At 40.3% G+C, this 26681-nt stretch carries 27 protein-coding genes; 26 read left to right on the forward strand and 1 reads right to left on the reverse strand.

What is annotated here, in order from left to right; genetic code table 11:
• Positions 1-40: 40 nt before the first annotated feature.
• Entirely contained in the window at positions 41-610 is a 570-nt protein-coding gene (locus tag R2B77_RS11460; RefSeq protein ID WP_404830753.1) for a DUF3267 domain-containing protein, read from the reverse strand.
• Positions 611-748: 138 nt separating this feature from the next.
• Between R2B77_RS11460 and rpsF the strand changes: the two genes are divergently transcribed.
• From rpsF to R2B77_RS11590, 26 genes are all read left to right on the forward strand, one after another.
• Positions 749-1036, forward strand: coding sequence for a 30S ribosomal protein S6 (gene rpsF / locus R2B77_RS11465; protein ID WP_203248283.1), 288 nt, complete (start codon positions 749-751; stop codon positions 1034-1036).
• Between the two features lie 57 nt (positions 1037-1093).
• Positions 1094-1627, forward strand: a complete 534-nt coding sequence (gene ssb, locus R2B77_RS11470) for a single-stranded DNA-binding protein (RefSeq protein ID WP_203248284.1) — start codon at positions 1094-1096, stop codon at positions 1625-1627.
• 214 nt (positions 1628-1841) lie between these two features.
• On the forward strand, positions 1842-2078 hold the full coding sequence (rpsR, locus tag R2B77_RS11475) for a 30S ribosomal protein S18 (protein WP_203248285.1): 237 nt from the start codon (positions 1842-1844) through the stop codon (positions 2076-2078).
• Between the two features lie 204 nt (positions 2079-2282).
• Entirely contained in the window at positions 2283-3221 is a 939-nt protein-coding gene (locus R2B77_RS11480; RefSeq protein WP_203248286.1) for a YybS family protein, read from the forward strand.
• Between the two features lie 12 nt (positions 3222-3233).
• Positions 3234-5210, forward strand: a complete 1977-nt coding sequence (locus R2B77_RS11485; RefSeq protein ID WP_203248287.1) for a DHH family phosphoesterase — start codon at positions 3234-3236, stop codon at positions 5208-5210.
• Positions 5207-5653, forward strand: a complete 447-nt coding sequence (gene rplI, locus R2B77_RS11490) for a 50S ribosomal protein L9 (protein ID WP_203248288.1) — start codon at positions 5207-5209, stop codon at positions 5651-5653. The genes R2B77_RS11485 and rplI overlap by 4 nt, the downstream gene beginning before the upstream one ends.
• 19 nt (positions 5654-5672) lie before the next feature.
• Positions 5673-7028, forward strand: a complete 1356-nt coding sequence (gene dnaB / locus R2B77_RS11495; RefSeq protein ID WP_203248289.1) for a replicative DNA helicase — start codon at positions 5673-5675, stop codon at positions 7026-7028.
• A 351-nt stretch (positions 7029-7379) separates the two neighbouring features.
• Positions 7380-8852, forward strand: a complete 1473-nt coding sequence (locus R2B77_RS11500; RefSeq protein ID WP_203248290.1) for a peptidoglycan DD-metalloendopeptidase family protein — start codon at positions 7380-7382, stop codon at positions 8850-8852.
• A gap of 178 nt (positions 8853-9030) precedes the next feature.
• A complete protein-coding gene (yycF, locus tag R2B77_RS11505) occupies positions 9031-9741 on the forward strand; it encodes a response regulator YycF (protein ID WP_203248291.1) in 711 nt (236 codons plus the stop codon).
• A 5-nt stretch (positions 9742-9746) separates the two neighbouring features.
• Complete coding sequence (gene walK, locus R2B77_RS11510) at positions 9747-11570, forward strand: cell wall metabolism sensor histidine kinase WalK (RefSeq protein ID WP_203248292.1); 1824 nt, start codon at positions 9747-9749, stop codon at positions 11568-11570.
• The gene (locus tag R2B77_RS11515) at positions 11561-12886 is read left to right on the forward strand and encodes a YycH family regulatory protein (protein WP_203248293.1); all 1326 of its coding nucleotides are present in this window, start codon (positions 11561-11563) and stop codon (positions 12884-12886) included. Before walK ends, R2B77_RS11515 begins: the two co-directional genes overlap by 10 nt.
• The gene (locus tag R2B77_RS11520; RefSeq protein ID WP_203248294.1) at positions 12873-13682 is read left to right on the forward strand and encodes a two-component system regulatory protein YycI; all 810 of its coding nucleotides are present in this window, start codon (positions 12873-12875) and stop codon (positions 13680-13682) included. Before R2B77_RS11515 ends, R2B77_RS11520 begins: the two co-directional genes overlap by 14 nt.
• 12 nt (positions 13683-13694) lie before the next feature.
• Complete coding sequence (locus tag R2B77_RS11525) at positions 13695-14483, forward strand: MBL fold metallo-hydrolase (RefSeq protein ID WP_203248295.1); 789 nt, start codon at positions 13695-13697, stop codon at positions 14481-14483.
• A gap of 136 nt (positions 14484-14619) precedes the next feature.
• The gene (locus R2B77_RS11530) at positions 14620-15855 is read left to right on the forward strand and encodes a S1C family serine protease (protein ID WP_203248296.1); all 1236 of its coding nucleotides are present in this window, start codon (positions 14620-14622) and stop codon (positions 15853-15855) included.
• Between the two features lie 187 nt (positions 15856-16042).
• Complete coding sequence (locus R2B77_RS11535; protein ID WP_203248297.1) at positions 16043-16213, forward strand: CxxH/CxxC protein; 171 nt, start codon at positions 16043-16045, stop codon at positions 16211-16213.
• A 90-nt stretch (positions 16214-16303) separates the two neighbouring features.
• Entirely contained in the window at positions 16304-16783 is a 480-nt protein-coding gene (gene rlmH / locus R2B77_RS11540; RefSeq protein WP_203248298.1) for a 23S rRNA (pseudouridine(1915)-N(3))-methyltransferase RlmH, read from the forward strand.
• A 294-nt stretch (positions 16784-17077) separates the two neighbouring features.
• A complete protein-coding gene (locus R2B77_RS11545) occupies positions 17078-18622 on the forward strand; it encodes a malate:quinone oxidoreductase (protein ID WP_203248299.1) in 1545 nt (514 codons plus the stop codon).
• A 269-nt stretch (positions 18623-18891) separates the two neighbouring features.
• The gene (locus R2B77_RS11550; protein WP_203248300.1) at positions 18892-19755 is read left to right on the forward strand and encodes a HipA domain-containing protein; all 864 of its coding nucleotides are present in this window, start codon (positions 18892-18894) and stop codon (positions 19753-19755) included.
• A 3-nt stretch (positions 19756-19758) separates the two neighbouring features.
• A complete protein-coding gene (locus R2B77_RS11555) occupies positions 19759-20514 on the forward strand; it encodes an HIRAN domain-containing protein (protein ID WP_203248301.1) in 756 nt (251 codons plus the stop codon).
• A gap of 461 nt (positions 20515-20975) precedes the next feature.
• Positions 20976-21893, forward strand: coding sequence for a GIY-YIG nuclease family protein (locus R2B77_RS11560; RefSeq protein WP_203248302.1), 918 nt, complete (start codon positions 20976-20978; stop codon positions 21891-21893).
• A gap of 45 nt (positions 21894-21938) precedes the next feature.
• Positions 21939-22319 (forward strand): VOC family protein, encoded by a 381-nt coding sequence (locus R2B77_RS11565; protein ID WP_203248303.1) that lies wholly within the window; start codon positions 21939-21941, stop codon positions 22317-22319.
• A gap of 279 nt (positions 22320-22598) precedes the next feature.
• The gene (locus R2B77_RS11570; RefSeq protein ID WP_203248304.1) at positions 22599-23174 is read left to right on the forward strand and encodes a bifunctional transcriptional activator/DNA repair enzyme AdaA; all 576 of its coding nucleotides are present in this window, start codon (positions 22599-22601) and stop codon (positions 23172-23174) included.
• Positions 23171-24079, forward strand: a complete 909-nt coding sequence (locus R2B77_RS11575) for a DNA-3-methyladenine glycosylase 2 (RefSeq protein WP_203248305.1) — start codon at positions 23171-23173, stop codon at positions 24077-24079. The genes R2B77_RS11570 and R2B77_RS11575 overlap by 4 nt, the downstream gene beginning before the upstream one ends.
• Positions 24072-24575, forward strand: a complete 504-nt coding sequence (locus R2B77_RS11580; protein WP_203248306.1) for a methylated-DNA--[protein]-cysteine S-methyltransferase — start codon at positions 24072-24074, stop codon at positions 24573-24575. Before R2B77_RS11575 ends, R2B77_RS11580 begins: the two co-directional genes overlap by 8 nt.
• A 169-nt stretch (positions 24576-24744) precedes the next feature.
• Positions 24745-25860: a GAF domain-containing sensor histidine kinase gene (locus tag R2B77_RS11585; protein ID WP_203248307.1), complete on the forward strand. Its 1116-nt coding sequence runs from the start codon at positions 24745-24747 to the stop codon at positions 25858-25860.
• A 12-nt stretch (positions 25861-25872) separates the two neighbouring features.
• On the forward strand, positions 25873-26520 hold the full coding sequence (locus tag R2B77_RS11590; protein WP_203248308.1) for a response regulator: 648 nt from the start codon (positions 25873-25875) through the stop codon (positions 26518-26520).
• Positions 26521-26681: the final 161 nt, after the last annotated feature.

Below are 26681 nucleotides of genomic sequence, written 5' to 3' on the forward strand. Positions count from 1 at the left end.
ACACTAGGATAACCAATCCGAGTGTGGCTTTTGTGTCTAGTTATTTATCGAATGTATCAGCTGCATAGACATAGAGTTGCGGAAGTTCGGGGTCGTCTTTGACTAGCCAATCATCGGGGAGTTTTCGCAACTCCTTATACATAGCGAAATCACCAGCAGCCCCGCCGATTAACAGAGCAGCTAAGTTTAGGAGTAGTCCGTTTCCAGTGGCTAACCCAATAATGGCGGGGACGATACCAGTTGTCCAGAAGGGGAGCATTAACGCTTTTTGAATCGCACGATTGGTCATCAGCTTATCGGTTGTCGCATAGGCGACACCTAACTTTAAATTGACGCCGACAATCATTCTTTTCCACGGTACACCTCCAAAAAGGCGAAAACCGAGTAGATGAAACAACTCATGCAATACAATAAGGGCGATATAGCCAATGATAAGTAAAGCGGCGGACCATAATGTAATGGTAATCGAAAATTCTTGCTCAATCGCAATATGCAAAGCCCATAATCCCACAAAGGATGCGGCGGTAATGAATAAGCTTTGCTTGGCAACCTTCGGTAAGTCAATGGTAATTATTTCATCAGGTTCAGGAACTTCATTCAAGAAAATCACCTCTTCCATAAAGTATACAAGAAAATAGTTGAAATAATAATGGAATCATGCTAATATATACTGATGTGAGTAATAGTATTACTTACTCCTTGCCCGCTGCAATCAGCAGGGCCAATGTCCATAAGGAGGTGACTGAAGATGAGAAAGTACGAAATCATGTATATCATCCGCCCAACGGTAGAAGATGAAGCGAAAAAAGCGTTGATTGAACGTTTTGACGGTGTCCTAACTTCTAATGGTGCGGAAATCATCGAGTCGAAAGAGTGGGGCAAGCGTCGTCTTGCTTACGAAATCGACGACTTGCGTGAAGGTTTCTATCAGCTTGTAAAAGCAAATGCTGATACCCTAGCAATCGATGAATTTACACGTCTTGCAAACATCAACGAAGATATCCTTCGTCATATGACTGTGCGCATCGACGGCTAATCTATATATATCCGTTACTGGTGAAACTTACAAAATGATGAGGGAGGTTGAATTCTGATGATTAACCGTGTCGTTTTAGTTGGCCGACTAACGAAAGACCCTGAACTCAAGTATACACAAACTGGTATAGCGGTTACACGTTTTACTCTTGCGGTGAACAGAACATTCTCGAGCCAATCGGGCGAACGTGAAGCTGATTTCATCAACTGTGTAACGTGGAGAAAGCAGGCGGAGAACACAGCGAACTTTTTAAGGAAAGGCAGCCTAGCCGGAATTGAAGGTCGTATTCAGACAAGCAGTTTTGATGGTCAGGATGGAAAACGTGTCTTCATGACGGAAGTTGTGGCAGACAGCGTCCAGTTCCTAGAGCCTCGCAATGCATCCACTGCCGATAGGTCCGGAGCTGGTTATGGAGCACCAACCCAAAACCAAGGCGCTCAGCAGAACGAGCAACCGTACTATCAGAATCAGCAGCCGACTCAACAATATCAGCAACAACCAAATCAACAAAACTATACACGTACTGATAATGATCCGTTTTCGACAGGCGGAGGTCCGATTGAAGTATCGGATGACGACCTGCCATTCTAAGATCGACTGTGCATAGTTACAAAACAAGGTTTTCGGTAAACACCGCAATGCGCCGCTTATCGGAAGCCAAAAACGAGGGTTTCAAGAAGCAAGCAGTGCTAGGAAGCAAGTAAGTGAAGACCGGAGCGTGCTTAGGCACGTGAGGATCTGAACGAGCGAAGCTGACACCGCAATGCGCTGCTTATTGGAAGCCGAGAAGAAGGAGGGAAAGCATATGGCACCACGTCGTGGAGGTAAAAGACGCCGTAAGGTATGTTATTTTACATCAAACAACATTACACACATCGACTATAAAGATACTGATCTGCTTAAGAAATTCATTTCTGAGCGTGGGAAAATCTTGCCTCGTCGTGTAACAGGTACAAGCGCGAAGTATCAGCGTAAACTGACACTTGCAATTAAACGCTCACGTATTATGGCACTTCTTCCATTCAGTTCGGAAGAAAGATAATTTCATTCATATAGACCGCCTTGTCAGACCGGAACACCGGTACCAGGGCGGTCTTTTTATTAAAATATGGAAAGTACATACGTTCCGTTTTGGTTTAAATCGAATAATCATGATACAATTAAACGGACTATCTAACGATAGAAAGTAGGAGAAAATAGGTAGATCAAACAAGTCGTCCAACGAAAGACCGGAGGAATCTATATTATGCAAGACAACGCTAGAAAAATTACGTATGGAGCTATGATGATTGCGCTATTTGCAGTCCTGCTGGCGGTTACACTTTATACGCCTATTCTTGGGAATGTTACAATGTTTTTTATACCATTACCGATTATTTTGTACAGACTACGTTATGATCGTGCTCCATCGCTACTCGTCACTGCGACAGGTATTATGCTATCGCTGCTCGTTGGGGGAATTGTACTTGTCCCATTTGCCTTTATCCACGGATTACTTGGCTTTGTTGTAGGGGATACGGTCCGAACGGGTAAGACTAAATTGTATACACTGATGGCAACTGGACTTACTTTGCTCGTAACAGGTATTTTGATGTACGTAGCCGCTGTATTTGTTTTCAGCTTTAATGCAATCGATGAATTATTTAAAATGATACATGAAGCACGTGAGCAAGTGACATCATTTATGGGAACACTTGGTGGGCTTCCTGATAATTACGATAAGCTGATGGATGCACAAATCGAATTTTATCAAACAGCTATCCCATCTATGTTCATCATTACTATTTTTATACTCGCGTTCGTCTATATTACCTTAAACCTTGAAGTTGCGAGCCGCTTAGGTAACAAAATTCAAAAGTTCCCACCATTTCGGGAGATGAAATTGCCGGTGATGACGGTAATTATCTACGGAATTATCCTTCTGCTATCACTATTCGTACCAGCAGAGCCGGGGACCAATTTTTATCTCATTACCATCAATGCAACAATGATTTTAAGATTTTTATTTTTACTACAAGGGATTTCATTTGTTCATCATTTTATTTACGTGATGAAGGCACCGAAAGTAATGATAGGGATTGCAACTATCTTTGCATTGCTATTAAGCCCGATTACGACAATGCTAGGGATTTTGGATGCAGGAATGAATATACGCGCCTGGATTAGGAAAGACAAGCTGAAATAAGGGGATGGGGCAATGACGTCATTTTTTAGAAAAAGGGCAATCCGTTATCCGTTGACGGCTTTGTCGGTCCTAGGTGCAGTGGCAGTGATAGTTCTTCTCATATTTCAGTTTTGGTTAGGAATTCTTTTTGCCGTTCTATTTGGATTAACAGCTGGAGTGGCCTGGAAAATAGAGAGACAAACGTATATTGAAACGGAAAAACATATCGAAACATTGTCGTATAGGATGAAGAAGGTTGGGGAGGAGGCACTCCTTGAATTACCGATTGGTATTCTCCTGATTAATGAAAAAAATGTGATTGAATGGGCAAATCCTTATGTATTAAAGATATTTGAGACTGAATCTCCTATTGGAAAAGATCTAGTTGATTTATCCAAGCAGTTTAACGCTATTGTGAAAAGTGACGGTCTAGAGCACTCTATCTTGACGGTCGGAGCACAGTCATATAGTGTCTTTTACAAAGTAGAAGAGCGACTCATCTATTTGTTTGATATTACGGCACAATTAGAGATGGAATCCCTTTACTATGCAGATCGTACAGTGCTCGCTAATATTCTTGTCGATAATTATGACGAACTTGCACAGACAATGGATGACCAGACGAGAAGTCAGCTCAATTCACTTGTAACGTCACTTGTTAATGGGTGGGGAACTGAAAATGGAATTTTTGTAAAACGGATATCATCAGATCGTTTTCTTGCCGTTTTCAATGAAGAAATATTGGGCACTCTTGAAAAAACAAAGTTCTCAATCTTAGATAGTATTCGCGAAGCAACTGCCAAACAAAGTATTGCACTTACTCTAAGTATCGGTGTAGGGATGGGTTCTCCATCACTCATTGAATTAGGAGAGCTTGCACAATCAAGTTTAGATCTTGTTCTTGGACGTGGCGGGGACCAAGTAGCCATAAAGCGAACGGATGGTAAGTTAAAGTTTTATGGTGGCAAAACGAATCCGGTTGAAAAAAGGACACGTGTGCGGGCAAGGGTTATCTCCCATGCTTTGCGTGACCTCATTCAAGGCAGTGATAAGGTATTTATCATGGGTCATAAAATGCCGGATATGGATGCCATCGGTGCAGCTATCGGTGTTCGGAAAATGGCACGCATGAATAATATTGAAGGCTTTATCATCGTTAATTTCAATGAATTAGATGGTAGTGTAACACGACTGATGGATGAGATTGAGCATGAAACTGATCTTTTTAATCAATTCATAACTCCTGAAGACGCGCTTACAATGCTTACTGAGAAGTCACTTGTCATTATCGTTGATACACATAGACCGAGTATGGTTATTGATGAACGTATTCTGGATAAGGCAGAAAAGGTTGTTGTGATTGACCACCATAGACGTGGAGAGGAATTCATCAATAACACGATGCTGGTTTATATGGAACCTTACGCGTCTTCGACCGCGGAGCTTATTACAGAGTTGATTGAATATCAGCCAAAGCATGAAAAGCTGACAATGCTGGAGTCGACAGCATTACTTGCAGGGATTATCGTAGATACGAAAAGTTTCACGCTACGTACTGGAGCACGAACATTCGAGGCGGCATCCTTTTTGAGGACGTATGGTGCGGATACAATTCTTGTTCAAAACTTGTTAAAAGAGGATATTAACACCTATATGGAACGAGCAAAACTGATTGAGACTGTTGAAGTGTTGGACAATGGAATTGCGATTGCGAAAGGGCAAGAGCAAGTAGACTATGGTACGGTTTTGATTGCACAGACGGCTGATATTTTACTTACGATGCAGGGGATTATAGCGTCATTTGTCATTGCAAAGCGTGCAGATGGTAAAATAGGGATTAGTGCACGTTCACTTGGTGAATGGAATGTCCAACTGATCATGGAGGAACTTGGAGGCGGTGGTCATTTGACGAATGCCGCTTGCCAGTTAGACGTTGAATCGGTCGGAGAGGCTGAGGAAATGCTGAAATCCATCATACAGATGAAAATGGAGAGGGGAAATTCAGAATGAAAGTAATCTTTTTGAAAGATGTTAAAGGGAAGGGCAAAAAAGGTGAAGTGAAGGAAGTATCTGTAGGCTACGCACAAAACTTTTTATTGAAAAATAATATGGCAATTGAAGCCACACCGGGCAATCTAAGTAAATTGGAAGGCCAGCAAAAACGAGTGGAAAAAGATGCGGCTGAAGAGTTAGCAGAAGCAAAAGTGCTAAAAGAACAAATTGAAAAAATTACTGTTGAAATGAAGGCTAAATCTGGTGAAGGAGGCCGACTATTCGGTTCCATCACGACAAAACAAATTGCAGATGCGCTACAAAAAAGTGAAGGCATTAAAGTGGATCGACGTAAAATGGAGTTGCCAGACGCAATACGTGCACTGGGCTTCACAAATGTTCCGATTCGCATTCACTTAGATGTCACTGCAACACTTAAAGTACATGTAACAGAAGAATGATAAAAAGGGAGATGGCAAGATGGACCAGATGATCGATCGCATCCCACCCCATAATAATGAAGCGGAGCAATCGGTCATTGGTGCAATTTTCCTTGAACCGCAGGCGCTCATTACAGCGGCAGAGCTTTTAATTCCAGAAGATTTCTACCGGCTCGCACATACGAAAATCTTTGAAACGATGATTAAGCTAAGTGATAGAGGGCAAGCGATTGATGTTGTCACAGTAACAGAAGAACTTTCTGCTAAAAAAGAGTTGGAGGACGTCGGTGGGATTTCATATTTGACGGAAATCGCCAACTCAGTGCCGACAGCGGCAAACATCGTGCATTATGCTCGCATCGTCGAGGAGAAAGCACTTTTACGTCGTCTCATTCGAGTCGCAACATCGATTGTTGAAGATGGCTATGCACGTGAAGACGAAGTGGAAGCCCTTCTATCTGAAGCAGAAAAAAAGATGATGGAAGTATCCAATCGGAAAAACGCAGGCGACTTTAAACATATTAAAGATGTGCTCGTTGAAACATACGACAACATTGAGCTTCTTCATACGCGCAAGGGAGATGTTACGGGGATTCCAACGGGCTTCACTGATTTAGATAAAATGACGGCTGGTTTTCAGCGCAATGATTTGATCATTCTCGCGGCCCGTCCTTCTGTTGGTAAGACAGCATTTGCTTTGAATGTGGCACAGAACGTAGCCACAAAAACTGATGAAAATGTAGCTATCTTCAGTTTGGAGATGGGAGCAGAACAGTTGGTCATGCGGATGCTTTGTGCAGAGGGGAATATCGATGCGCAAGTGATGCGGACAGGAGCGCTTGAAGCCGAGGATTGGCGTAAATTGACGATGGCAATGGGGAGTTTGTCAAATGCAGGTATTTTTATCGACGATTCCTCGGGTATCCGAGTCAATGAAATTCGCTCAAAATGTCGTCGTTTGCAGCAAGAACATGGGCTGGGTATGATTATTATTGATTACTTACAGCTCATTTCAGGTAATGGACGTGCTGGTGAAAACAGGCAACAGGAAGTATCGGAAATCTCTCGCTCATTAAAGGGACTGGCTAGGGAATTGAAGGTTCCTGTTATCGCATTATCACAGCTTTCTCGTGGAGTTGAGCAACGTCAAGACAAGCGTCCGATGATGTCCGATCTCAGGGAGTCAGGGAGTATTGAGCAAGACGCGGATATTGTTTCGTTCCTTTATCGTGAAGATTACTATGATAAGGAAACAGAAAATCAAAATATCATTGAAATTATCATCGCAAAGCAGCGAAACGGTCCAACCGGTACGGTCTCGCTTGCTTTTGCTAAGGAATATAATAAATTCGTTAACATCGACTGGAGTCAGCACGAATCAGCTGCTGCATATTAAAAAGGACATCCTGTGAACCGATTAGTCCGGCGAACAGGATGTCTTTTTATTATTTAAGAAGTGTGATAATGACAGAATAATTAGTATTATAATGAAAAAGAAAGAAAAATAGGTCGATAAATGTATAAACAAGGAAGTAATAGACGAATAATATGTTAGAAATGAAATATATAGGAAAAAAGATATAAAAATATAGGAAGAAATTGGATGCTATTATACATTCTTATTACAACGGGCTATAACACTACAAGTGTGGGAGAGAATATGTTAAATTAGAGGAGCGTGAAAATAATGCAACATAACTATTGACCTATATCGGTCTTCCAGCTGAATACGGAAGGAGTTTCATACATGTTATTCAAGAAAAATAATCAGGATAAAACAGAGCCAACATTATCTGTCACTAAACGTCCTTTTAAAGTAGTTTCTACCGTTTTGATAAGTACATTGATGTTAACAGGATTCGGAACGAATACAGGTTATGCTGATACGGGAGAAGATAAAGGTTTAGCTACGATATTCCATATTTATTCGAATGGAGCATACATTGGCGTTCTATCAGATGAAGAAAAACTTGAACGATTAAAAGAAGAAGAACTACAAAAGGCGGCCTCCGAATTTGAGAATCTCCCACTCACAATAGGAACAGATTTGTCGGTTATTCCGGAACGAGTGTTCACGGTTGGAGCAGACGATAACACTGTTCTTGAAAAACTCCAGGGTATGCTATCCGTAGAAGCGGAAGCAATCGCTATTACAATTGACGAAGAACTGGCATTCTACGTCAATGATATGGCGGCCTATGACGAAGTAATTCGTAAACTGAAGTTGCAATCAGTTACAGAGAAGGAGCTTAACGAATTCGAAGCCCGCACAAAGTCTTCTGAATCTATACCCGCCTTGCAGGAAAATGAAACACGTATTGCTAATATCCTGATGAGTGGTGAGATTCGAGCGGAAGCCAGTAAAACGGCGCCGAGTGAAGTAAGAAATATTGAAGAAGCTGTTACCTTGCTTAATAAAGGGACACTAGAACAGAAGAAGTATAGTGTTAAATCAGGAGATGTCCTTGGTACGATTGCTGTTGCTCATCAGATGACAACGGCAAAATTATTGGAACTTAATCCAAGCTTTACGGTAGATACAGTCCTTCAACTAGAGGACGAACTCAATGTTACTGTGACTGAGCCATATGTCGAGGTCGAAGTTCATTACGAAACGAGACAACAAGAAGTTATTCCTCATAAGGTAGTAACTCAAGAAGATAATAGTATTTTTAAAGGTGAAAAGAAAATTACACAAGAGGGTACAGACGGTGAGAAGGATGTTACAAAGCTCATTCGTAAAAGAAATGGTGTAGTTATCGGTAGCTCTGTCGTAGATGAACAAATTCTTGTTGAAGCGAAAGATCAGGTAACAGTCGTTGGGACGAAGGTAATGCCTTCGAGGGGAACGGGATCGTTCATCTGGCCAACTGTTGGTGGCTACGTCTCTAGCCAGATGGGGTCACGTTGGGGAAGAACGCATCAAGGAATAGACATCGCAAGACCATCTTCACGCACGATCAAGGCAGCCGACAATGGTGTCGTGACGGCGGCAGGATGGCAAGGAGCTTACGGGAATAGAATTATCATTACGCATAATAATGGCTATGAAACATTATATGCACATCTGTCATCTATTGACGTGAGTGTAGGTCAAACTGTCCCACAAGGTACTGCAATCGGTATTATGGGATCCACAGGGCGCTCTACAGGTATCCATCTACATTTTGAAGTATTGAAGAATGGTGCAAACGTCAATCCTATGGGTGTTTTAAGGTAAATATGAAATGTGGGACGGTACACAATGTTGTACCGTCTCTTTTTATTCTGAACTACCTACGAGATATTTCCTGGGAAATATATTGCGTGTAAGCTAAAGTAGGGCGTGCGAATCAAAAGGAATAATGATAGAGTAAAAGGACATGAACGGCGAACCTAAAAGGGTGAGGAGAGATAATATGCAAGACAAAACAATTCTAATCGTTGACGATGAAAAACCAATTGCAGATATTTTAGAATTTAATTTAAAAAAAGAGGGATTTACAGTTTTCTGTGCTTATGATGGTGAAGAAGCACTTGAAAAGGCAGAGGAAGTGAAGCCTGACCTCATGCTTCTTGATATCATGCTACCCAAAAGGGATGGAATGGAAGTGTGTCGGGAAATACGGAAAAAATACGACTTCCCGATTATCATGCTAACGGCTAAGGATTCCGAAATTGACAAGGTACTTGGTTTGGAACTTGGTGCCGATGATTATGTGACAAAGCCTTTTGGTACTCGTGAACTTATAGCGCGTGTTAAAGCTAATTTGCGTCGACATATGAAATCAGTTTCTGAGGACCAAGAAGAGACAACGAATAATATTACAGTCGGTCATTTAATCATTCAACCTGATGCCTATCTTGTGCAAAAAAGAGATGAGACGATTGAGCTGACGCATCGGGAATTTGAATTGCTCCATTATCTTGCCAAGCATATTGGACAAGTGATGACGCGTGAGCACCTCTTGCAGACGGTATGGGGCTATGATTATTTTGGAGATGTTCGAACAGTCGATGTGACGATTCGACGTTTACGTGAAAAGATAGAAGATACACCAAGTCATCCGACATGGATTGTGACTAGACGTGGTGTAGGTTATTATTTACGGGATCCGGAACAGGAGTAATCGTGATGCAGAAGGTTAGTTTTTTTCGTTCCATTCACGTTAAATTTGTACTGATCTATGTCATGCTTATTTTACTTGCGATGCAAATCATCGGGATTTACTTCGCAAGTAAACTTGAACAGACGTTAAAAACAAATTTTACAACTTCGATTGAAGATCGGATGAATTTAATTGAATTCAGCGTGCGTGAGGAAATGGTGAAAGAACGATCCGCGGACGATCCGACGCCTGAACAAAGTCTCCGTACCGTCCTTTTGGGCTTTACATCAGATGATATTATTGAAATCAGGGTCATTAATTCGCGTTATCGAATTTTGGCAAGCTCAGTCTTCGACAATCAGGCAATGGTAGGACAGCGCTCGGTGGATAATCTTGTGAAAAAATCCATCACCTCTGAATTAGCTGATGAAAGTATTCGTCTGGATGAGAAAACAAGAGAGCGCAAATTAGTTCATGCCAAACCGATAATGGTTGGGAGTGAAGTGATTGGGACTCTCTATGTCGAATCGAATATTGAAAAAGTGTTTAAACAAATTGATGAGATTAACGAAATTCTTGCAGTCGGTACGGCAGTATCCTTGTCGATTACAATTGTCATCGGGATTTTCATCGCACAGACGATGACGAGACCGATATCTGATATGCGACGACAGGCACAGGCGATGGCGAAAGGGAATTTTTCAAGAAAAGTACATGTATATGGGAACGATGAGCTGGGTCAACTAGCAATCGCCTTTAACCATCTGACCAATCAGCTTCAGGAGTCCCAGTCAACGACGGAAAGTGAACGTCGAAAGCTGGCCTCTGTTCTCGAAAACATGACAGATGGTGTCATTGCAACGGATCGAAAAGGGCGGGTCAGTCTTATTAATGATGCGGCTCTTGTCATGCTCAAGATAACGCGTGATAGTGTGTTAAATCGACCGATATCTAGCATACTTGGACTAGAACAGGAGTATGCATTTGAAGATTTGATTCAAATAAAGGATTCCATTGCACTTGATTTTAGTACAGAGCAGCAGCCGTATATTTTGCGGGCTAACTTTTCTATCACGCAAAGGGAAACAGGCTTTGTGAATGGCCTTATCGTTGTTTTACACGACAATACAGAGCAAGAGAAAATTGATATGGAAAGACGAGAATTTGTTTCGAATGTCTCTCATGAATTGCGCACACCACTTACAACGATGCGTAGCTATTTGGAGGCGTTAGCTGATGGTGCGTGGAAAAATGAGGAGATTGCGCCATCCTTCCTCCATGTTACGCAAACGGAAACAGAGCGCATGATTCGACTTGTCAATGACTTGTTAAAGCTATCACGGATGGATAGTCGGAATTATGATTTAAACAGTGAGTGGGTAGAATTTAATCATTTCTTTAACTCAATTATTGATCGCTTTGAATTTTCGAAAACACATGTAGGTGATTTCAAGCGACTATTTCCGACATCGGATTTATTTGTTGAAATTGACACAGATAAGATGACGCAGGTAATTGATAATATTATTTCGAATGCGTTGAAATATTCGCCAGATGGCGGTGATATTCGTTTTGGTGTTACGATGGCGGATCACTTTATCAAGGTGATGATTTCGGATGACGGAATGGGTATCCCACAAGCGAATGTTAAGCGGATTTTTGACCGGTTTTATCGAGCAGATCGTGCGAGATCACGTGCGATGGGTGGTACAGGTTTAGGCCTGGCGATTGCACGCGAGATGGTAATTGCGCACGGAGGGGATATATGGGCCGAAAGTGAGGAAGGCAAAGGGACAACGGTTTTCTTTACGCTGCCTTTCGAACTTCAAGAGGATGGTGAGTGGGATTGAAATATATTGAATTAATTAAATCAATCATCCTACTCTTACTTGTCACGTTAAGTATTGTATTTACGTTTGCCATTTGGACGTATACTCCAAGTTACGAAACATCGGACGAATTACCAACTGTCGATATTTCCATTGCGAAAAGAATGTCTATAGATGAGATTATTAAACCGTATAAAGTCATTTTCAATTTTGAAGAAAAACTGACTGGAACACTTAGTCCGACGGATATCGACTATATTGTGAATGAATTAAAAAGATGGAGAATCTCTGACCTCAAGCTCGTCGATGATCATTTTGATGTAGGTAAGTTGGATACTCTTATGAGGAAGCATAATCAATTTACATTGTATTTTCATGGTGAAGTTCCACTGCCTATTTATAATAATGTGTTGGCTATGGAGGGGCTAAAAATGGGGGTGCCGGAAATGTCCTTCGATCGGCTTGTGGTCGATTGGAATCCGTCTGGTGCGCCCATGAATATTAGCTTCGTGAGCAGAGCAAATAAAGTGCTGTATAGTGCCGAAATCGATGACTATCATGGATTTCAGCGTTTAATTTTGACATGGGGGAAAGAGCTTGGTCTGTATGCAGATGTTAACGCAGACGATTCACCGTTCATTGGTGTATCCGCAGAGCCTGTTGAAACAATTCGGAATATGTACTATCAACGGGAGATTAACCCATCTCGTTTTCGCGATGCACTTTTTAGCGACCCAAATGCTGTTCGTCGCAGTCAGTCGGGATTGAACAAAGAGGAATTCCAAGATGATCATGCGCTGATGAATATTGACACTGAGAAGAAAATGTTGAAATACGTTGTGCCAGCTACTGAAAGCCATGAGCTTGCGATTCCTTCGGAACTATTGACCAACACAATTGACTTTGTGAATGAACACGGCGGTTGGACAGACGAATATAGGTATATGTCGATGAATCCGATATCCCGTTACGTTAAGTTTCAATTGTTTTTACATGGACTACCCGTCTATGGAGATGTAACTTCTACAGAGATGACAGAAGTATGGGGAAATAATCGAATTTTAAGCTATAGTAGACCGTATTATACATTGGATTTGCCGTTCCCTGAAATAGATGTCGAGTTTCTGCCTTCAGGTGTTGATATTGCAGAGATGCTGAAGCAATCAGATACGATTGATTTTAAAGCGATTGAAGAGCTCACGCTTGGTTATTTTATGCAACAAGATAGTGAGCGTCGTCTGTTAATCATGGAGCCAGCTTGGTTTTATTTATCAAAAGGGAATTGGATACGCGTTTCACCTGAGCTATTAGGAGGTGAACTGATTGGATTGGAATAAAACGAAAACAATTTTTATTATCGTTTTTTCGATTTTGAATATTTTTCTGTACTATCTTTATTTGGATCGCGTAATGGAGACGGAAAGTGTACAGGTGTTAGGGAAAACATCGATTGAGGAATCACTTAGCGTCGATAATATAACGTTTACCGATCTGCCTTTAGTGACAAAGGATTCTTCCTATGTGTCTGCAAAAATTGTGACATTCACAAGCGAACAGACAAAGAAATTGGAGAATCAAACAGCCGAGGTTGTGAATAACACCTATTTGCAATCTAAAATGGAAACACCGATCAGTGTACGGAGCAGCAAAGGAGATTATGCTTTTACTGAATTCCTGATGAAGTATGTGTTGAATGGATTAGATTATGTACTTTGGGAGGTTAATGAGGAGGAAAGACATGCCTTGTTCTTTCAGAAGGTAGATAATCATCCGATCTATTTCAGTCCGGATGCTATGCTGGTGATTCATTGGGATGAAGAAGGTAGAGTAACGAATTACGACCAGCGTATGTTTGGTGAATTTGTTAGTTTTAACAACAAAAAAGACCTTCTTTCACCTATTGAAGCACTTGGATCATTGTCTTCACGTGGTCATTTGAACCAAGATTCAAAAGTGAAAAGTATGAAGCTCGGTTATTCAACACTTGTTCAATTGACGGAAACGCAAGTGTTTGCTCCGACATGGCATGTTCATGTAGAATTAAAGGATGGTACAATTGAAGATCACTTCATCCATGCAGTAGAAGGTAAGATTATAGAGTTCCAAGAAGTAGTGGACGATGAACATGAATGAGAGGTTTTTGTAATGCGTTTTAGTGTGCTCGCAAGCGGTAGTAGTGGCAATGCGATCTATATAGAGAATGATGAACATACTTTTCTTGTTGACGCGGGTTTTAGCGCGAAGAAAATGGATAGTTTAGTAGCCGGCATTGATCGCTCCATGAAGCAGGTGGATGGGATTTTTGTTACGCATGAGCATAGTGATCATATTAAGGGTATTGGTGTTGTTGCCCGAAAGTATGGGATTCCGATTTATGCGAACGCTAAGACTTGGCAGGCGATGGATGGGCTTGTCGGGAATATTCCTTTGGACCAGCGTTTTCAATTCGATATGGAAACGGTAAAATCGTTTGGTTCACTTGACGTTCAATCATTTGGAGTGTCGCATGATGCAGCGGATCCAATGTTTTATATCTTTCATGAAAATGGCCGTAAGCTTGTAGTTATTACGGATACAGGTTATGTGAGTGATCGTATGAAGGGGCTTATCCGCGGGGCAGATTCTTTTGTGTTTGAAAGTAATCATGATGTCAGTATGTTGCAGATGGGACGTTATCCGTGGTCTGTTAAGCGAAGAATCCTCAGCGATGTGGGGCATGTGTCCAATGAAGATGCAGCAGTCGCTATGAGTGAGGTTGTCGAACAGAAGGATACGCGTATTTACTTATCGCATTTAAGTAAGGATAATAATATGAAAGACCTTGCGAGAATGAGTGTGACGCAGACATTGGAAACATGTGGGATTCGAACAGGCGAATATGTTCATCTGTATGATACAGATGCTGATCAGCCAACGGAGCTTGTAACTGTTTAGAACAAAGCCTTGCCCTCGGGTGAGGTTTTTTCTTTAGGTGTAATGAAAGTATTTTGTTCATTTGCGGAATCATTATTTTTGAAATCGGAAAAATGGGGTAAGGTTAACTATAGAAGTGTGTGAAAGGGAGAGGTAAATGAATGAATTTAATCGGCCTTCTAATCTGGAGGAGCCTACACCGCAATTTGAAATGAGGTCGGAATATAAGCCACCTACTCCACCACCGAAGCGAAAAGGAAGTTTTTTTCCGAGCTTGTTCGGAGCTGTCATCGGTGGTTTTGGCGTTTGGTTACTGATGACAAGCTTAACGGGTGAACCGAAGGAAGCCCCAATCAAACCGACTACGGACGTAAAGCAGACAGAACAAATTTCTGTTGAAGTGACAACTGACTTAACCGAAATTATTGATGAGGTTATTGATTCGGTCGTGGGCGTTACAAATTTGCAAACTGTCCGTGACTTCTGGTCAACAACGGAAACGTCAAAAGAGGCGGGCACAGGATCAGGTGTCATTTATAAGAAACAAGATGGTAAAGCATATATTATTACCAATCATCATGTTGTAGAAGGCGCACAAGAGCTTGAAATTACATTTGATGATGGCACAAAGACAGCGGGAAAACTTGTTGGCAGTGATATGTGGACTGATTTAGCTGTTATCGAAATTGATGCTATAAATGTTAAAACAGTAGCTACGTTTGGAAATTCGGACGTGTTAAAGCGTGGTGAAACAGTCATTGCTATTGGCAATCCACTAGGCCTTGGCTTCTCAGGATCAGTAACGGCTGGTGTAGTATCTGGTAAAGATCGTTCAATCCCAATTGATTTTGATGAAAACGGTGCGATTGATTGGTATGCAGATGTACTTCAAACCGATGCGGCTATTAATCCAGGGAACTCCGGCGGGGCACTTATCAATATGACAGGCCAGCTGATTGGTATTAATTCAATGAAAATATCAGAAGCGACAGTTGAAGGAATTGGTTTGGCGATTCCCATTAACCTTGCGATTCCTATTATTGAGCACCTCGAAACAACGGGGACTGTGAATCGGCCGACAATGGGGGTTTCACTCATCGACCTTAGAAGTATTCCGGAACAGCAGCAGCGGGGTCTACTGGCAGTACCAGGTGACGTGACAGATGGGGTTGTCATTACGGATGTCATTGCCAATTCACCAGCGCAATATGCAGGCGTGCAGAAGTACGATGTCATTGTTGAAATGGATGGCGAAAAAATTGAAGATATGGTCAGCTTACGTAAACATCTGTATAATGCGAAGCAAGTAGGCGATACAATGAAAATGAAAGTGTACAGGGAAGGCAAGTTACTTGAGCTTGAAATGGTCTTAAAAGATGGTAACTCATTTTAAGTATTAGCATAGTTCAAGTTAGACTTCTGACGAACATTTACACACAATTTACAAGAACTCTTATCCACAGTGGGTAGAATGGCTAGCTGACGGCTATTCTACCTTCTTTTTAATATATTTGCTCTTTGTGGATAAATCTAAATATTTGTGAATAACTTTGTGAACAATAAAAAAGAAGAAAGCAGGGATGAAAATGACGATTTATAGCTGTGAAACCCATATAAATCACGCACTTGATGTTTTTGTAGCCCGGGAAGGAGAATTTCCGATTATGGAATTACTCTCTGATGATAAAAAGTTATCCACAAGCTGTACCTACTGTGAAGAGGCAGCATTATATATTGTGGCGAACAAATAATCGGACACAAGATGTAGATAACTGCTGTGGGTATGTGCATAAGTTTTGTGGGTAGTTTGTTTGTAAATAGAATGTAAAGGTGGATAACCTGTGAATATTACAATTGTGACTGTAGGAAAACTAAAAGAAAAGTATTTGAAAATGGGCATTGAGGAGTTTTCAAAACGACTCGGAGCCTATGCAAAAATTGATTTGGTCGAAGTAGCAGATGAAAAAGCACCGGAATCATTAAGCGATGCGGATATGGAAATCGTTAAGAAAAAGGAAGCCGAGCGCATTTTAGCGAAAGTTGGGGTGGATGCTTATGTCATAGCGCTAGCCATTGAAGGGAAAATGAAAACATCAGAGGAGCTAGCAGCCGGCATAGAGTCGTTAATGACTTACGGGCGCAGTAAGGTAGTCTTTGTCATTGGCGGATCGCTTGGCCTGCACGATAGTGTGCTGAAACGGGCAGATGAGTTATTGTCTTTTTCGAAAATGACATTCCCACATCAGATGATGAAATTGATTTTGCTGGAGCAGGTGTATCGGGCGTTTAGGATCATGAAGGGTGAACCTTATCATAAGTAGTTAAAAAAGAAATAAAAAACGCTATATCTAAATACCAATTTAACCAAGCGAAAGCCATAACCCTACTTGTCATAAGGGTTATGGCTTTTGTTAGGCTGTCTGTGAAGTCTTGCGAGTGGGATTGCTTCCTTTTACCATCTTTCAAATAGATGAAAACTACTATATAATAGGTATCATCTATTTGAAAATTGTATTACGTTTTGTGATTGTTATAATTGAGACAGAAGGTTTGTGACGCCTAATCAGGAGCCCCTATATCCTTTCTGCAAATCTTAGAGTATAAGGATGATAAAAATGAGTAACAGCAACAAGAAAACAGACGTTATCTTAATTGGTGCCGGAATCATGAGTGCGACTTTGGGGACAATGCTGAAGGAATTAGTGCCAGAATGGGATATTAAAGTGTTTGAAAAACTCGCAAGTGCCGGAGAAGAAAGCTCTAACGAATGGAATAATGCGGGAACAGGGCACGCTGCATTATGTGAGCTGAACTATACAAGTGAAAAACCGGACGGATCTGTAGATATAAGTAAAGCTATCAAAATTAATGAACAGTTTCAGGTTTCCATGCAGTTTTGGTCTTACCTTGTAAACCAAAAGCTAATTAGCAATCCTCAAGACTTTATTACGGCGCTGCCACATATGAGTATGGTGCAAGGAGAACAAAATATAGCGTTTTTAAAGAAACGTTTTGAAGCGATGTCGAAAAATCCTCTGTTCGAAGGGATGGAGTTTTCCGATAACGAAGAAAAACTGAAGGAATGGATTCCACTTATTATGCAGGGACGTCCATCGAATGACGCTATTGCAGCAACCAAAATCGACGCTGGAACAGATGTTAATTTTGGTGCATTAACGCGTATGTTGTTTGATCACTTAAAAACTAAAGATGTTGGTATTCACTACAAACACAGCGTTGACGGTCTGAAACGCACGGATGATGGCTTATGGGAAGTAAAAGTGAAGAACATAGAGAGCGGTGCGTCTGAGCGTCATACGGCAAAATTTGTCTTTATTGGCGGAGGCGGTGGAAGCCTGCATCTATTGCAAAAATCCGGTATTCCTGAAGGGAAGCATATCGGTGGATTCCCGGTAAGTGGCATATTCATGGTGTGTAATAATCCTGAAGTTGTGGAACAGCACCATGCCAAAGTATACGGAAAAGCTGCAGTGGGTGCTCCACCTATGTCTGTTCCACATTTAGATACAAGATTTATCGACAATAAAAAATCATTGCTATTTGGACCATTTGCCGGTTTCTCACCCAAGTTTTTAAAAACAGGCTCTATGCTTGATTTGGTCACTTCTGTCAAACCGAATAATGTGTTGACGATGTTGGCGGCTGGCGCAAAAGAAATGCCATTAACAAAGTATTTGATCCAGCAAGTATTGCTGTCGAAAGAGCAGCGTATGAAAGAGTTGCGAGATTTTATTCCGAATGCCAAAACAGATGAGTGGGATTTTGTAGTCGCAGGTCAACGTGTGCAAGTGATTAAGGACACAGAGGCTGGCGGTAAAGGTACGCTACAATTTGGTACAGAAGTAATTACTGCAGAAGACGGCTCGATTGCAGCGCTATTAGGTGCCTCTCCAGGTGCATCTACTGCCGTTCACGTGATGTTCGAAGTCATTAAAAAATGTTTCCCACAACATATGGCAGAATGGGAGCCTAAACTTAAGGAAATGGTTCCCTCTTATGGACTGTCGTTAGTGGACAACCGAGAGCTTCTGCATGAAGTTCATACTTCAACAGCGCAGGTGCTTGGGTTAAGCGACAGCTTACCGGAGCCTAGTAGTTCATTGGAGCTTGAAACAGAAGAGTTGAATGAGGAAGTTTAAGTAAATAAAAGTAAGCATAGATAGCTGATACTCAGCTTTCCGTGCTTATTTTTTTATTGTGCTGATCAATCAATGGGGTGGGTACCTTAATGAGTTCAAGTCGCCGTCATTACGTATCTCAGGGTGATTTGTAGACACCAAAAAAGGAGTATCTCTTCGAATGTCGAAGTAGGTAAGTGATAAAAAAATCTACTTGACAATGAAAGGCACGCTTTATATCTATTATACAATAACAAGAATTATTGAATACTTAATGGAGGTATAACAATTTGCGGGACATTAGTCATTGGGAAAGAATAGGGTTTGGTGGGAAGAGTACTCTGGATAAGGAAGAACTCATAGACTCTGAAACAAGACAAAGGTACCTTATTAAGTATCCAAGACAATTTGCCGTAGGTACATCTTGGGAAGATATAACAGAGTTAATAGCGGCCGATATTGGTAGATTGTTAGGACTTCAGATGATGGATGTAGAGATTGTCGTTCGAAATGGGCGTAGAGGCAGTTTACTAAGGAATATCATTCCGCTTGGTGTTGCGAATGAGGAAGGTGGAGTGCTTCTTAGTGGTGTAGTCAACTATGAAGAGTTCCTAGAAACGCGCTTAAAAGGTTTGGAATTGATTAGAGCAGGTATAGCATTGATGAAGCAATTAGATTTTTGGGAAGCTACTAAGTTAGACTTTATTGAAATGAATTACTTTGATATTCTAATTGGTAATCAAGATAGACATCCCTACAATTGGATGATTTTATTCAAGTCACAAAATCAAAAGGAATTCTCTAAAATCTATGATAACGGTGCATCCTTAGGGTTTCGGTTTGATGATAAGCAGTTAGCAGAGTACTTATCAAATGATATTAAATTAGCAAAATATATGCGTAATGCATCTGTAAAAGCAGGGTTATTTGAACACAAAAAGGTCAAAGCGAAAGATATGTTAACTTATTTGAAACAGAGTTACTTTGGGGAATCGCTGTCGATTATTAATAGAATTGAACGTTTTGATTTCAAGCGTTATTATGAAATTATTGATGGATATGCGATTTTAAGTGATATTCAAAAAGAATGGCTAAAAGTAATTATTTCCTTTCGTCAGCAATCTATTCTACAATGGTTTAGAGAGGAGGAGTAATATATGGAAGAACATAAATCGCTTTGGGTTGTCTGGCAAAATTCAGAGTCGCGATTACATTACCATGTTGGTACATTATCCCACTATAATGGGCAATATGAATTCACGTATACATGGCAAAGTGAAGGTAATCAAAAGGTAAGGGATGCCCTGCAGAATGGTTATATGTTACACCCCTCATTTTCTCATTTAGAAAAAACATATACAGCTACTAAATTATTTCCTGCCTTCGATCGTCGGTTACCTTCGGACATTCGAGCAGACTTTAATCATATACTTGATGAATTCCATTTAGATAAAACTGCTTCAAAAATGGAGTTGTTAGAACAAACACGTGGGAAATCGGCTAATGATACCTATTCATTTGAAAAATCACTTAAAGTTGAGAGTGGAAAGTTGATTACCACTTTCTTTATCAATGGAATGCGTCATCAAAAAGATTTGCCTAACAATTGGCCAAGTATTTTACGTACTACAAATAAAATTGAGTTAAAATTAGAACCCGAAAATTTAATTGATGTAAATGCAGTTGCAGTTTATGGGGGATTAGGAACTAAATTAGGCTACGTTCCACGTTTTTATGCAGCTGGAATTGGAGCATTGTTAGAACGAGGAATTAAACATAAAGTAATGATTAACTATATTAATGAAACGGCTACACCGGATTGGTGGGTTAAAATGGACTTCGAGTGCAACATGAGCGAGATTTCACCAGAAGAACTAAAAAGTTTGGATCCACTTTTTGAATATGCAATTTAATGAAGATAAAAGAAGGGAAATGCTTGATACCCAAAGTATTCCCCTTCTTTTTTATAATTGTACACTTATTTGAAAAACGAAATCTTTTTCAGTACGAGACAAGCAGAAGTGGCTACGCAGATCCTGACAGTGCCAGCGATGACCCCTTTTTTAGGACTGGAAAAAATGGAGAAGGATAAATGATAAACGCTATAATTCGAGGGAAAGCTGTTAAAATAGAATAGACGTTTAAGCAAAAGTGGAATTTATTCCTTTAATTTGACGGCTACCGACAATAGCATATCGACAAGTACCGTTCGAAAGTTGTTTTACAGACGGCAAGCCTATAATCAGCTTGAAGCAATTGCGAAAGAGCAAGAGGAGATATCACTTAACGCTGCATTTGAATCCTTGGAATTGACCTTGTTCAACAATATGGTCATCGTGTTGGACTAGTTATAACGGGATTGGGGGGAGTGGTAATGAATGTTTTAACGTTAAAGTTAAACAGTAAGGAAATGCCTTTCCAAAATGTTTATTTGGATTTTAAAGGTATAATCGAATCAAATGTTTTTGCACAAAAAAATAATAAAACCTTGCGTGAGACACTGTTGCATCCTAAGTATAAATTTTTAGAGAATAGATGCGAACACGACTTACGTGGTTTCTTAGATACTCCGTTAGGTGAAGCGCTATTAGTAAATAAGCAAAATAAAAAAGAAACGTATAAGCGTTTTTTAAATCCCTACGGAGATCTATCGTATAGTCAATTTTCTATTCAAGATTCAAACGTTTTGAATCTAAAGGGTTTATATGCTTATGTTGTGAATCAAGAGCTTGTCTATATAGGACGGTGCCTGGATACTTTTAAGAAACGAATTAATTATGGGTATGGAAAAATCGCTCCGAAAAACTGTTACAGGGATGGTCAATCGACGAATTGTCACCTAAATGCCCTAATAACAGAAGAAAGAAAGACAAAAGATATTCGTTTCTATGTAATGCCATTAAATAATTTGGATGTCATTAAACATCTTGAGGTAAGCTTGATCCAAAAATATAATCCCCTTTGGAATAAACAATTGAAAACAAAAAACGAATTACCGTCTGCTTTCATTGTTACAAAAGAGTACCGGCCAACCCCGAAAAGAATAGACAGTAGCAAGGCTACTAAAACTAAAAGTGCGACATTTCAAAAGTATGTGATTAGCCAACTTGAAAGCGGTGCTATAGAGATTCGGGAAGAAGAGCAAAAATTATCGAAGGTATTGCCGACTCTTAGGGAAATAGCAGGGGAACTTACGATATCAATTAATAATTCGAATGGCAATCCTTATAACACAAGGCAGCTGGGGGCTATATTGATAGAGAAGTTAAGCACAACGGCAAACGGCTACTAAAATTGAAGATATGTTCAAAAAAATAACGGATAGGGAGAGAATATGATGATTTCAAAAATCGGTCAAATTATGCTATATGTCAATAACCAGGACGAGAATGTGAAATTTTGGACAGAAAAAGTAGGATTTAGCGTCATTTCAGAAGAGGATAATGGCCAAGGTATGAAATGGATTGAAATCGCGCCAACGAAGGACGCGGAAACGTCGATTGTTCTACACAATAAGGAGCTCATTGCTAAAATGCAGCCCGAGTTAAACCTTCAAGCACCTTCCTTACTACTGTTCTCGGATAATTTGGATGCATTGTACAAAGATCTATCGGACAAGCAAGTTACGGTCGGAGAGCTGGTCACAATGCCTTCTGGTCGGGTATTTAACTTTGCTGATAATGAAGGAAATTATTTTGCGGTTTTGGAAAGAAAATAAATGTAACCAAATAAAAGTGCTAGATACTCATTGGATTTTGAATGACTGAGTATCTTGCACTTTTTGTTTTGGAGACCATAAGTGCAAGAATGAGGACGAAATGGGTGCAGGATTCTTGTTAAAATGGATGCAACACAGGAATTCAACAAATTACATTCATCAAAGGAAGTACAATATCTGATGAAATGATTTCCTTTTTAGCCAGCAATGCTTCACAATAAATAGAATCACAAGATGCCTCATTGTCGTATAAGGGATGACTTAGGGAGGGGGAATTCAATGGAGGATAGACTCAATCTTTCTTTTGATGAAATGTGGGATAAAATCATGGCTTGCGATCAAAAGTATGATGGGTTATTTTTTACGGCAGTAAAAACAACAAAAATATACTGTCGGCCATCCTGTAAATCTAGGAAGCCTAAAAAAATAAATGTAGATTTCTATTATGACATCAATACAGTTGAAAAAGCAGGTTTTCGTGCTTGTAAAAGATGTCAACCCGAAGTTGATCATTCCCCGCATGCGGAGCTAACTAGAATCGTAATTTCCTTTTTAATCAATCACTATAAACAAAAGTTGGTTTTGCAGGATATTGCGAATCATGTCGGGGTAAGCCCTTTTTATCTCGAAAGATTGTTCAAGCGGGAAACATCGGAAACGCCACGTACTTATTTGGAGAAAATAAGAATCGATAAAGCAGCGTATCTCCTTTCCAGCACAAATCAATCGAATCTAGAGATTTGTTATGAAGTTGGCTTTCAGAGTCCTTCAAACTTTTATAAAGTGTTTCGCCGTTTGAAGAATTGTACACCTAGTGAATATCGTATTCTTGCAAAAGGGGAGCCACGAAGATGAAATGGATCAATCATGGGTCGTTTATTGAGCTATACCCACCAAAGGAGTTCAATTTTGAAGAATGCTTAGTATTCTTGGGCAGATCCAACGAAGAAGTGCTCCATCAAATTAAAGATGGTTTATTGTATAAATTAATTAAAGTCAATCAAGAACTAATTCTATGCAAAATAGGATTCGCTCAACAAGTCATTCATGTAGAATTCCCAATTGCTCCATCATCTAAAAACGATTATGAACAAGTAGCGGCATATATATGGGAATGGTTTGATTTGGATCAAGACTTGAGCTGTTTTTATAAAGTAGCCAACCAAGATAAGGTATTGCAGCAGCTTTACACGAAATATTATGGGTTACGGATGATGTGTATACCAGATTTATTCGAAGCATTGACATGGGCAATCATGGGGCAGCAAATCAATTTAACATTTGCCTACAAATTAAAAAAACGCTTTGTCGAAAGCTTCGGAGAATGTCTCACTTTTGAAGGTGATACTTTTTGGCTATACCCAACTTATGAAAGAATAGCCATACTAGAGGTAGAGGAACTAAGAACGTTGCAATTTACTGTTAGAAAGGCTGAATATGTGATTGGAGTAGCTAAAATGATGGCGGCTGGTCAATTAACAAAAGAAATGTTGCTACAGGAGCAAACGAATCAGCAAGTGCAAAAATCTCTAATGGCAGTACGAGGAGTAGGTGCATGGACGGCAGATTATGTGATGATGAAATGCTTGCACGATCCGTCTGCCTTTCCAATAGCAGATGTCGGCCTTCAAAATGCGTTAAAGCTACAATTAGGACTTGAGCGTAAACCTACAATCGAAGAAATAAAAGAAGTTGCGATTAATTGGAAAGGTTGGCAGGCGTATGCTACCTTTTATCTCTGGAGGTCTTTATATGCATAAATTAGATTACAAATCACCAATTGGTGTACTAGAAATAGTGGGTTCACAGGAAGCAGTTAGTTCAATATTGTTTGTTGATCGGGATGAAATCGTCAATGAGGTAGGTGATGTGACCGCCGACGCTGTAGTAGAATGCTTTAATCAACTGGATGAATATTTTAAAGGGAAGCGTCATGTATTTACATTCCCCTATCACTTCGAGGGTACTGAATTTCAAAAAACGGTGTGGAATGCTTTGACAACAATTCCTTATGCTCATACAGGGTCTTATAAGGATATCGCTGTTTCCATTAACAATGAAAAAGCCGTCAGAGCAGTAGGAACCGCTAATGGAAAAAATAAATTAAGTATCGTCATCCCTTGTCACCGTATTATAGGTGCAGACGGAAAGTTAACGGGTTATGCGGGTGGCTTGTGGAGGAAGGAATGGCTGCTTGAGCATGAGAGGTTGTTTAAAAAGAAACTTGGAGAAGCAGTAGTTATAAATGTTCAATAATGAACAACATATAAAAAATGGGGTACCCAAAAGACAAGGTACTCCGTTTTTGTATGCACATTAAGATTCGATCGATGTACTTGTGCTAAAAGTAGGGGGGCGTGCGGATTCTCACTGAATGGTATCATAGTAGATACTATACAATGACAAATAGGATGGAGGTGTTTATATGCACCCAACAGAACTTTTGAACGTCAGACTATTAAAGGAAATTGCAGAGTTTATAAATGAAGAAACTGAAATAGAGGCGATGCTGTCCGGTGCCCTAAGTAAGTTTTTAAAAGGTACTAACTTTCAAACGGGTTGGATATTTTTTATTGATGACAAAGGTAAACAACAGCTGATTGTGAGTGAAAATCTCCCCGAAGCGCTAGCTCAAAACGGATGCAACCATTTGAAAAAGGGCGGCTGTTGGTGTGTGTCCAGATACCAAAATGGGGAATTAGAAAAGGCATCGAATATTATTGAATGTCAGCGGATTGAGAATGCGATTGCTACAAAGCTAGGCGACAATGGTGGAATTACGCATCATGCAACGGTACCACTGCAATCGGGGCAGGAACGGTTTGGGTTATTGAATGTCGCTTCCCCGAATACAGTCACTTATTCTGAGGGGGAACTCGCTTTACTCGAGTCACTTGCCTTCCAGATAGGCTCAGCGATTAAACGGATTGTATTGACGAAACAGGAGCAGAAGCTCGCGCTTTTACAGGAGCGGAATCGCTTGGCAAGAGATCTGCACGATTCTGTGAACCAACTGTTATTTTCAGTAACTTTGACTGCAAGGGGCGGGTCAGAGATGACAAATCAAATTGATATAAAAGAGACATTTAAGGAAATACAGTACTTGTCGCAGGAAGCGTTAAATGAGATGAGGGCCTTAATTTGGCAGCTTCGTCCAAGTGGACTTGAAAGTGGGTTGCTTGAAGCGATAAAAGGCTATGCAGAAATGTTAGGACTGTCCGTGGGTTCGCGCGTATCTGGAGTCCTTAACGTACCTTCAGGTGTTGAAGAAACTTTATTTCGCATCTCACAAGAGGCATTAAATAATATTCGGAAGCATGCAGGGGTCAATGTCGTGGAAATATTTTTGAATGTAACGAAAACCGATGTTTTACTTGTCATTAAGGACGATGGTCAAGGATTTTTAATAGATCATGGAATTAGGCTTCCCTCAATGGGCTTACAAAGCATGAAGGATCGTGCAAAGACTGCAGGCGGTTCAGTTGAATGGGATAGTGAAATTGGACGAGGGACGGAGATATTAGTCCGTATACCCTATTAAGAGGTGAACGGAATGATAAAGGTACTCATTGTAGATGATCATCATGTCGTTAGAAGGGGCTTACTTTTTTTCTTGAAAACGCAGAAAGACATCCAGGTGATTGGTGAAGCCAAAAATGGGAAAGAAGCGATTGAATTAACGGGCGAACTGCAACCTGATATTGTGCTTATGGATTTGATGATGCCTGTCATGGACGGTATTCAAGCAACTAGGCACATCAAAAAGAATTACCCGCAAGTTGAGGTACTCATGTTAACCAGTTTTTCTGATCGAGATCACGTCATTCCGGCTATTGAAGCGGGAGCGGCTGGGTATCAGTTAAAGGATATTGAGCCAGACGAGCTCGTTTCATGTATACGAAAAATCATGCGGGGAGAAAATACACTTCATCCGCATGCAACAACGCATCTAATGAAGATGAGAGAACCAAAGGAAACGCTACCGCATATTTACAACCCATTGACACGGCGTGAAAAGGAAGTTTTAGCAGAGTTAACGAAAGGAAAAAGTAATCGTGAAATTGCATCGTCATTACTTGTCACGGAAAAAACCGTAAAAACGCATATTTCTAATATGTTCTCAAAATTACTCGTTCAGGATCGAACACAAGCTGCGCTCTATGCAGTGAAATATGGTTTAACCGAATCGAGTGATGACTAAAGGAATAAAACAAGAGTTAGGGCTTTCAATGGATTGTATGATTGAAAGCTCTTTTTCTATTGGCTATTCCTAAACTCAGTCATTTTAATGAAATGAAACTAAGACTTTTGAATGAAAAGGGAATGCAGATTTTCGATTATAGTCAAAGTAGATAACGCGTT

Origin of the sequence: Sporosarcina beigongshangi, assembly GCF_033485195.1 — a bacterium.
Taxonomy (GTDB): domain Bacteria; phylum Bacillota; class Bacilli; order Bacillales_A; family Planococcaceae; genus Sporosarcina; species Sporosarcina beigongshangi.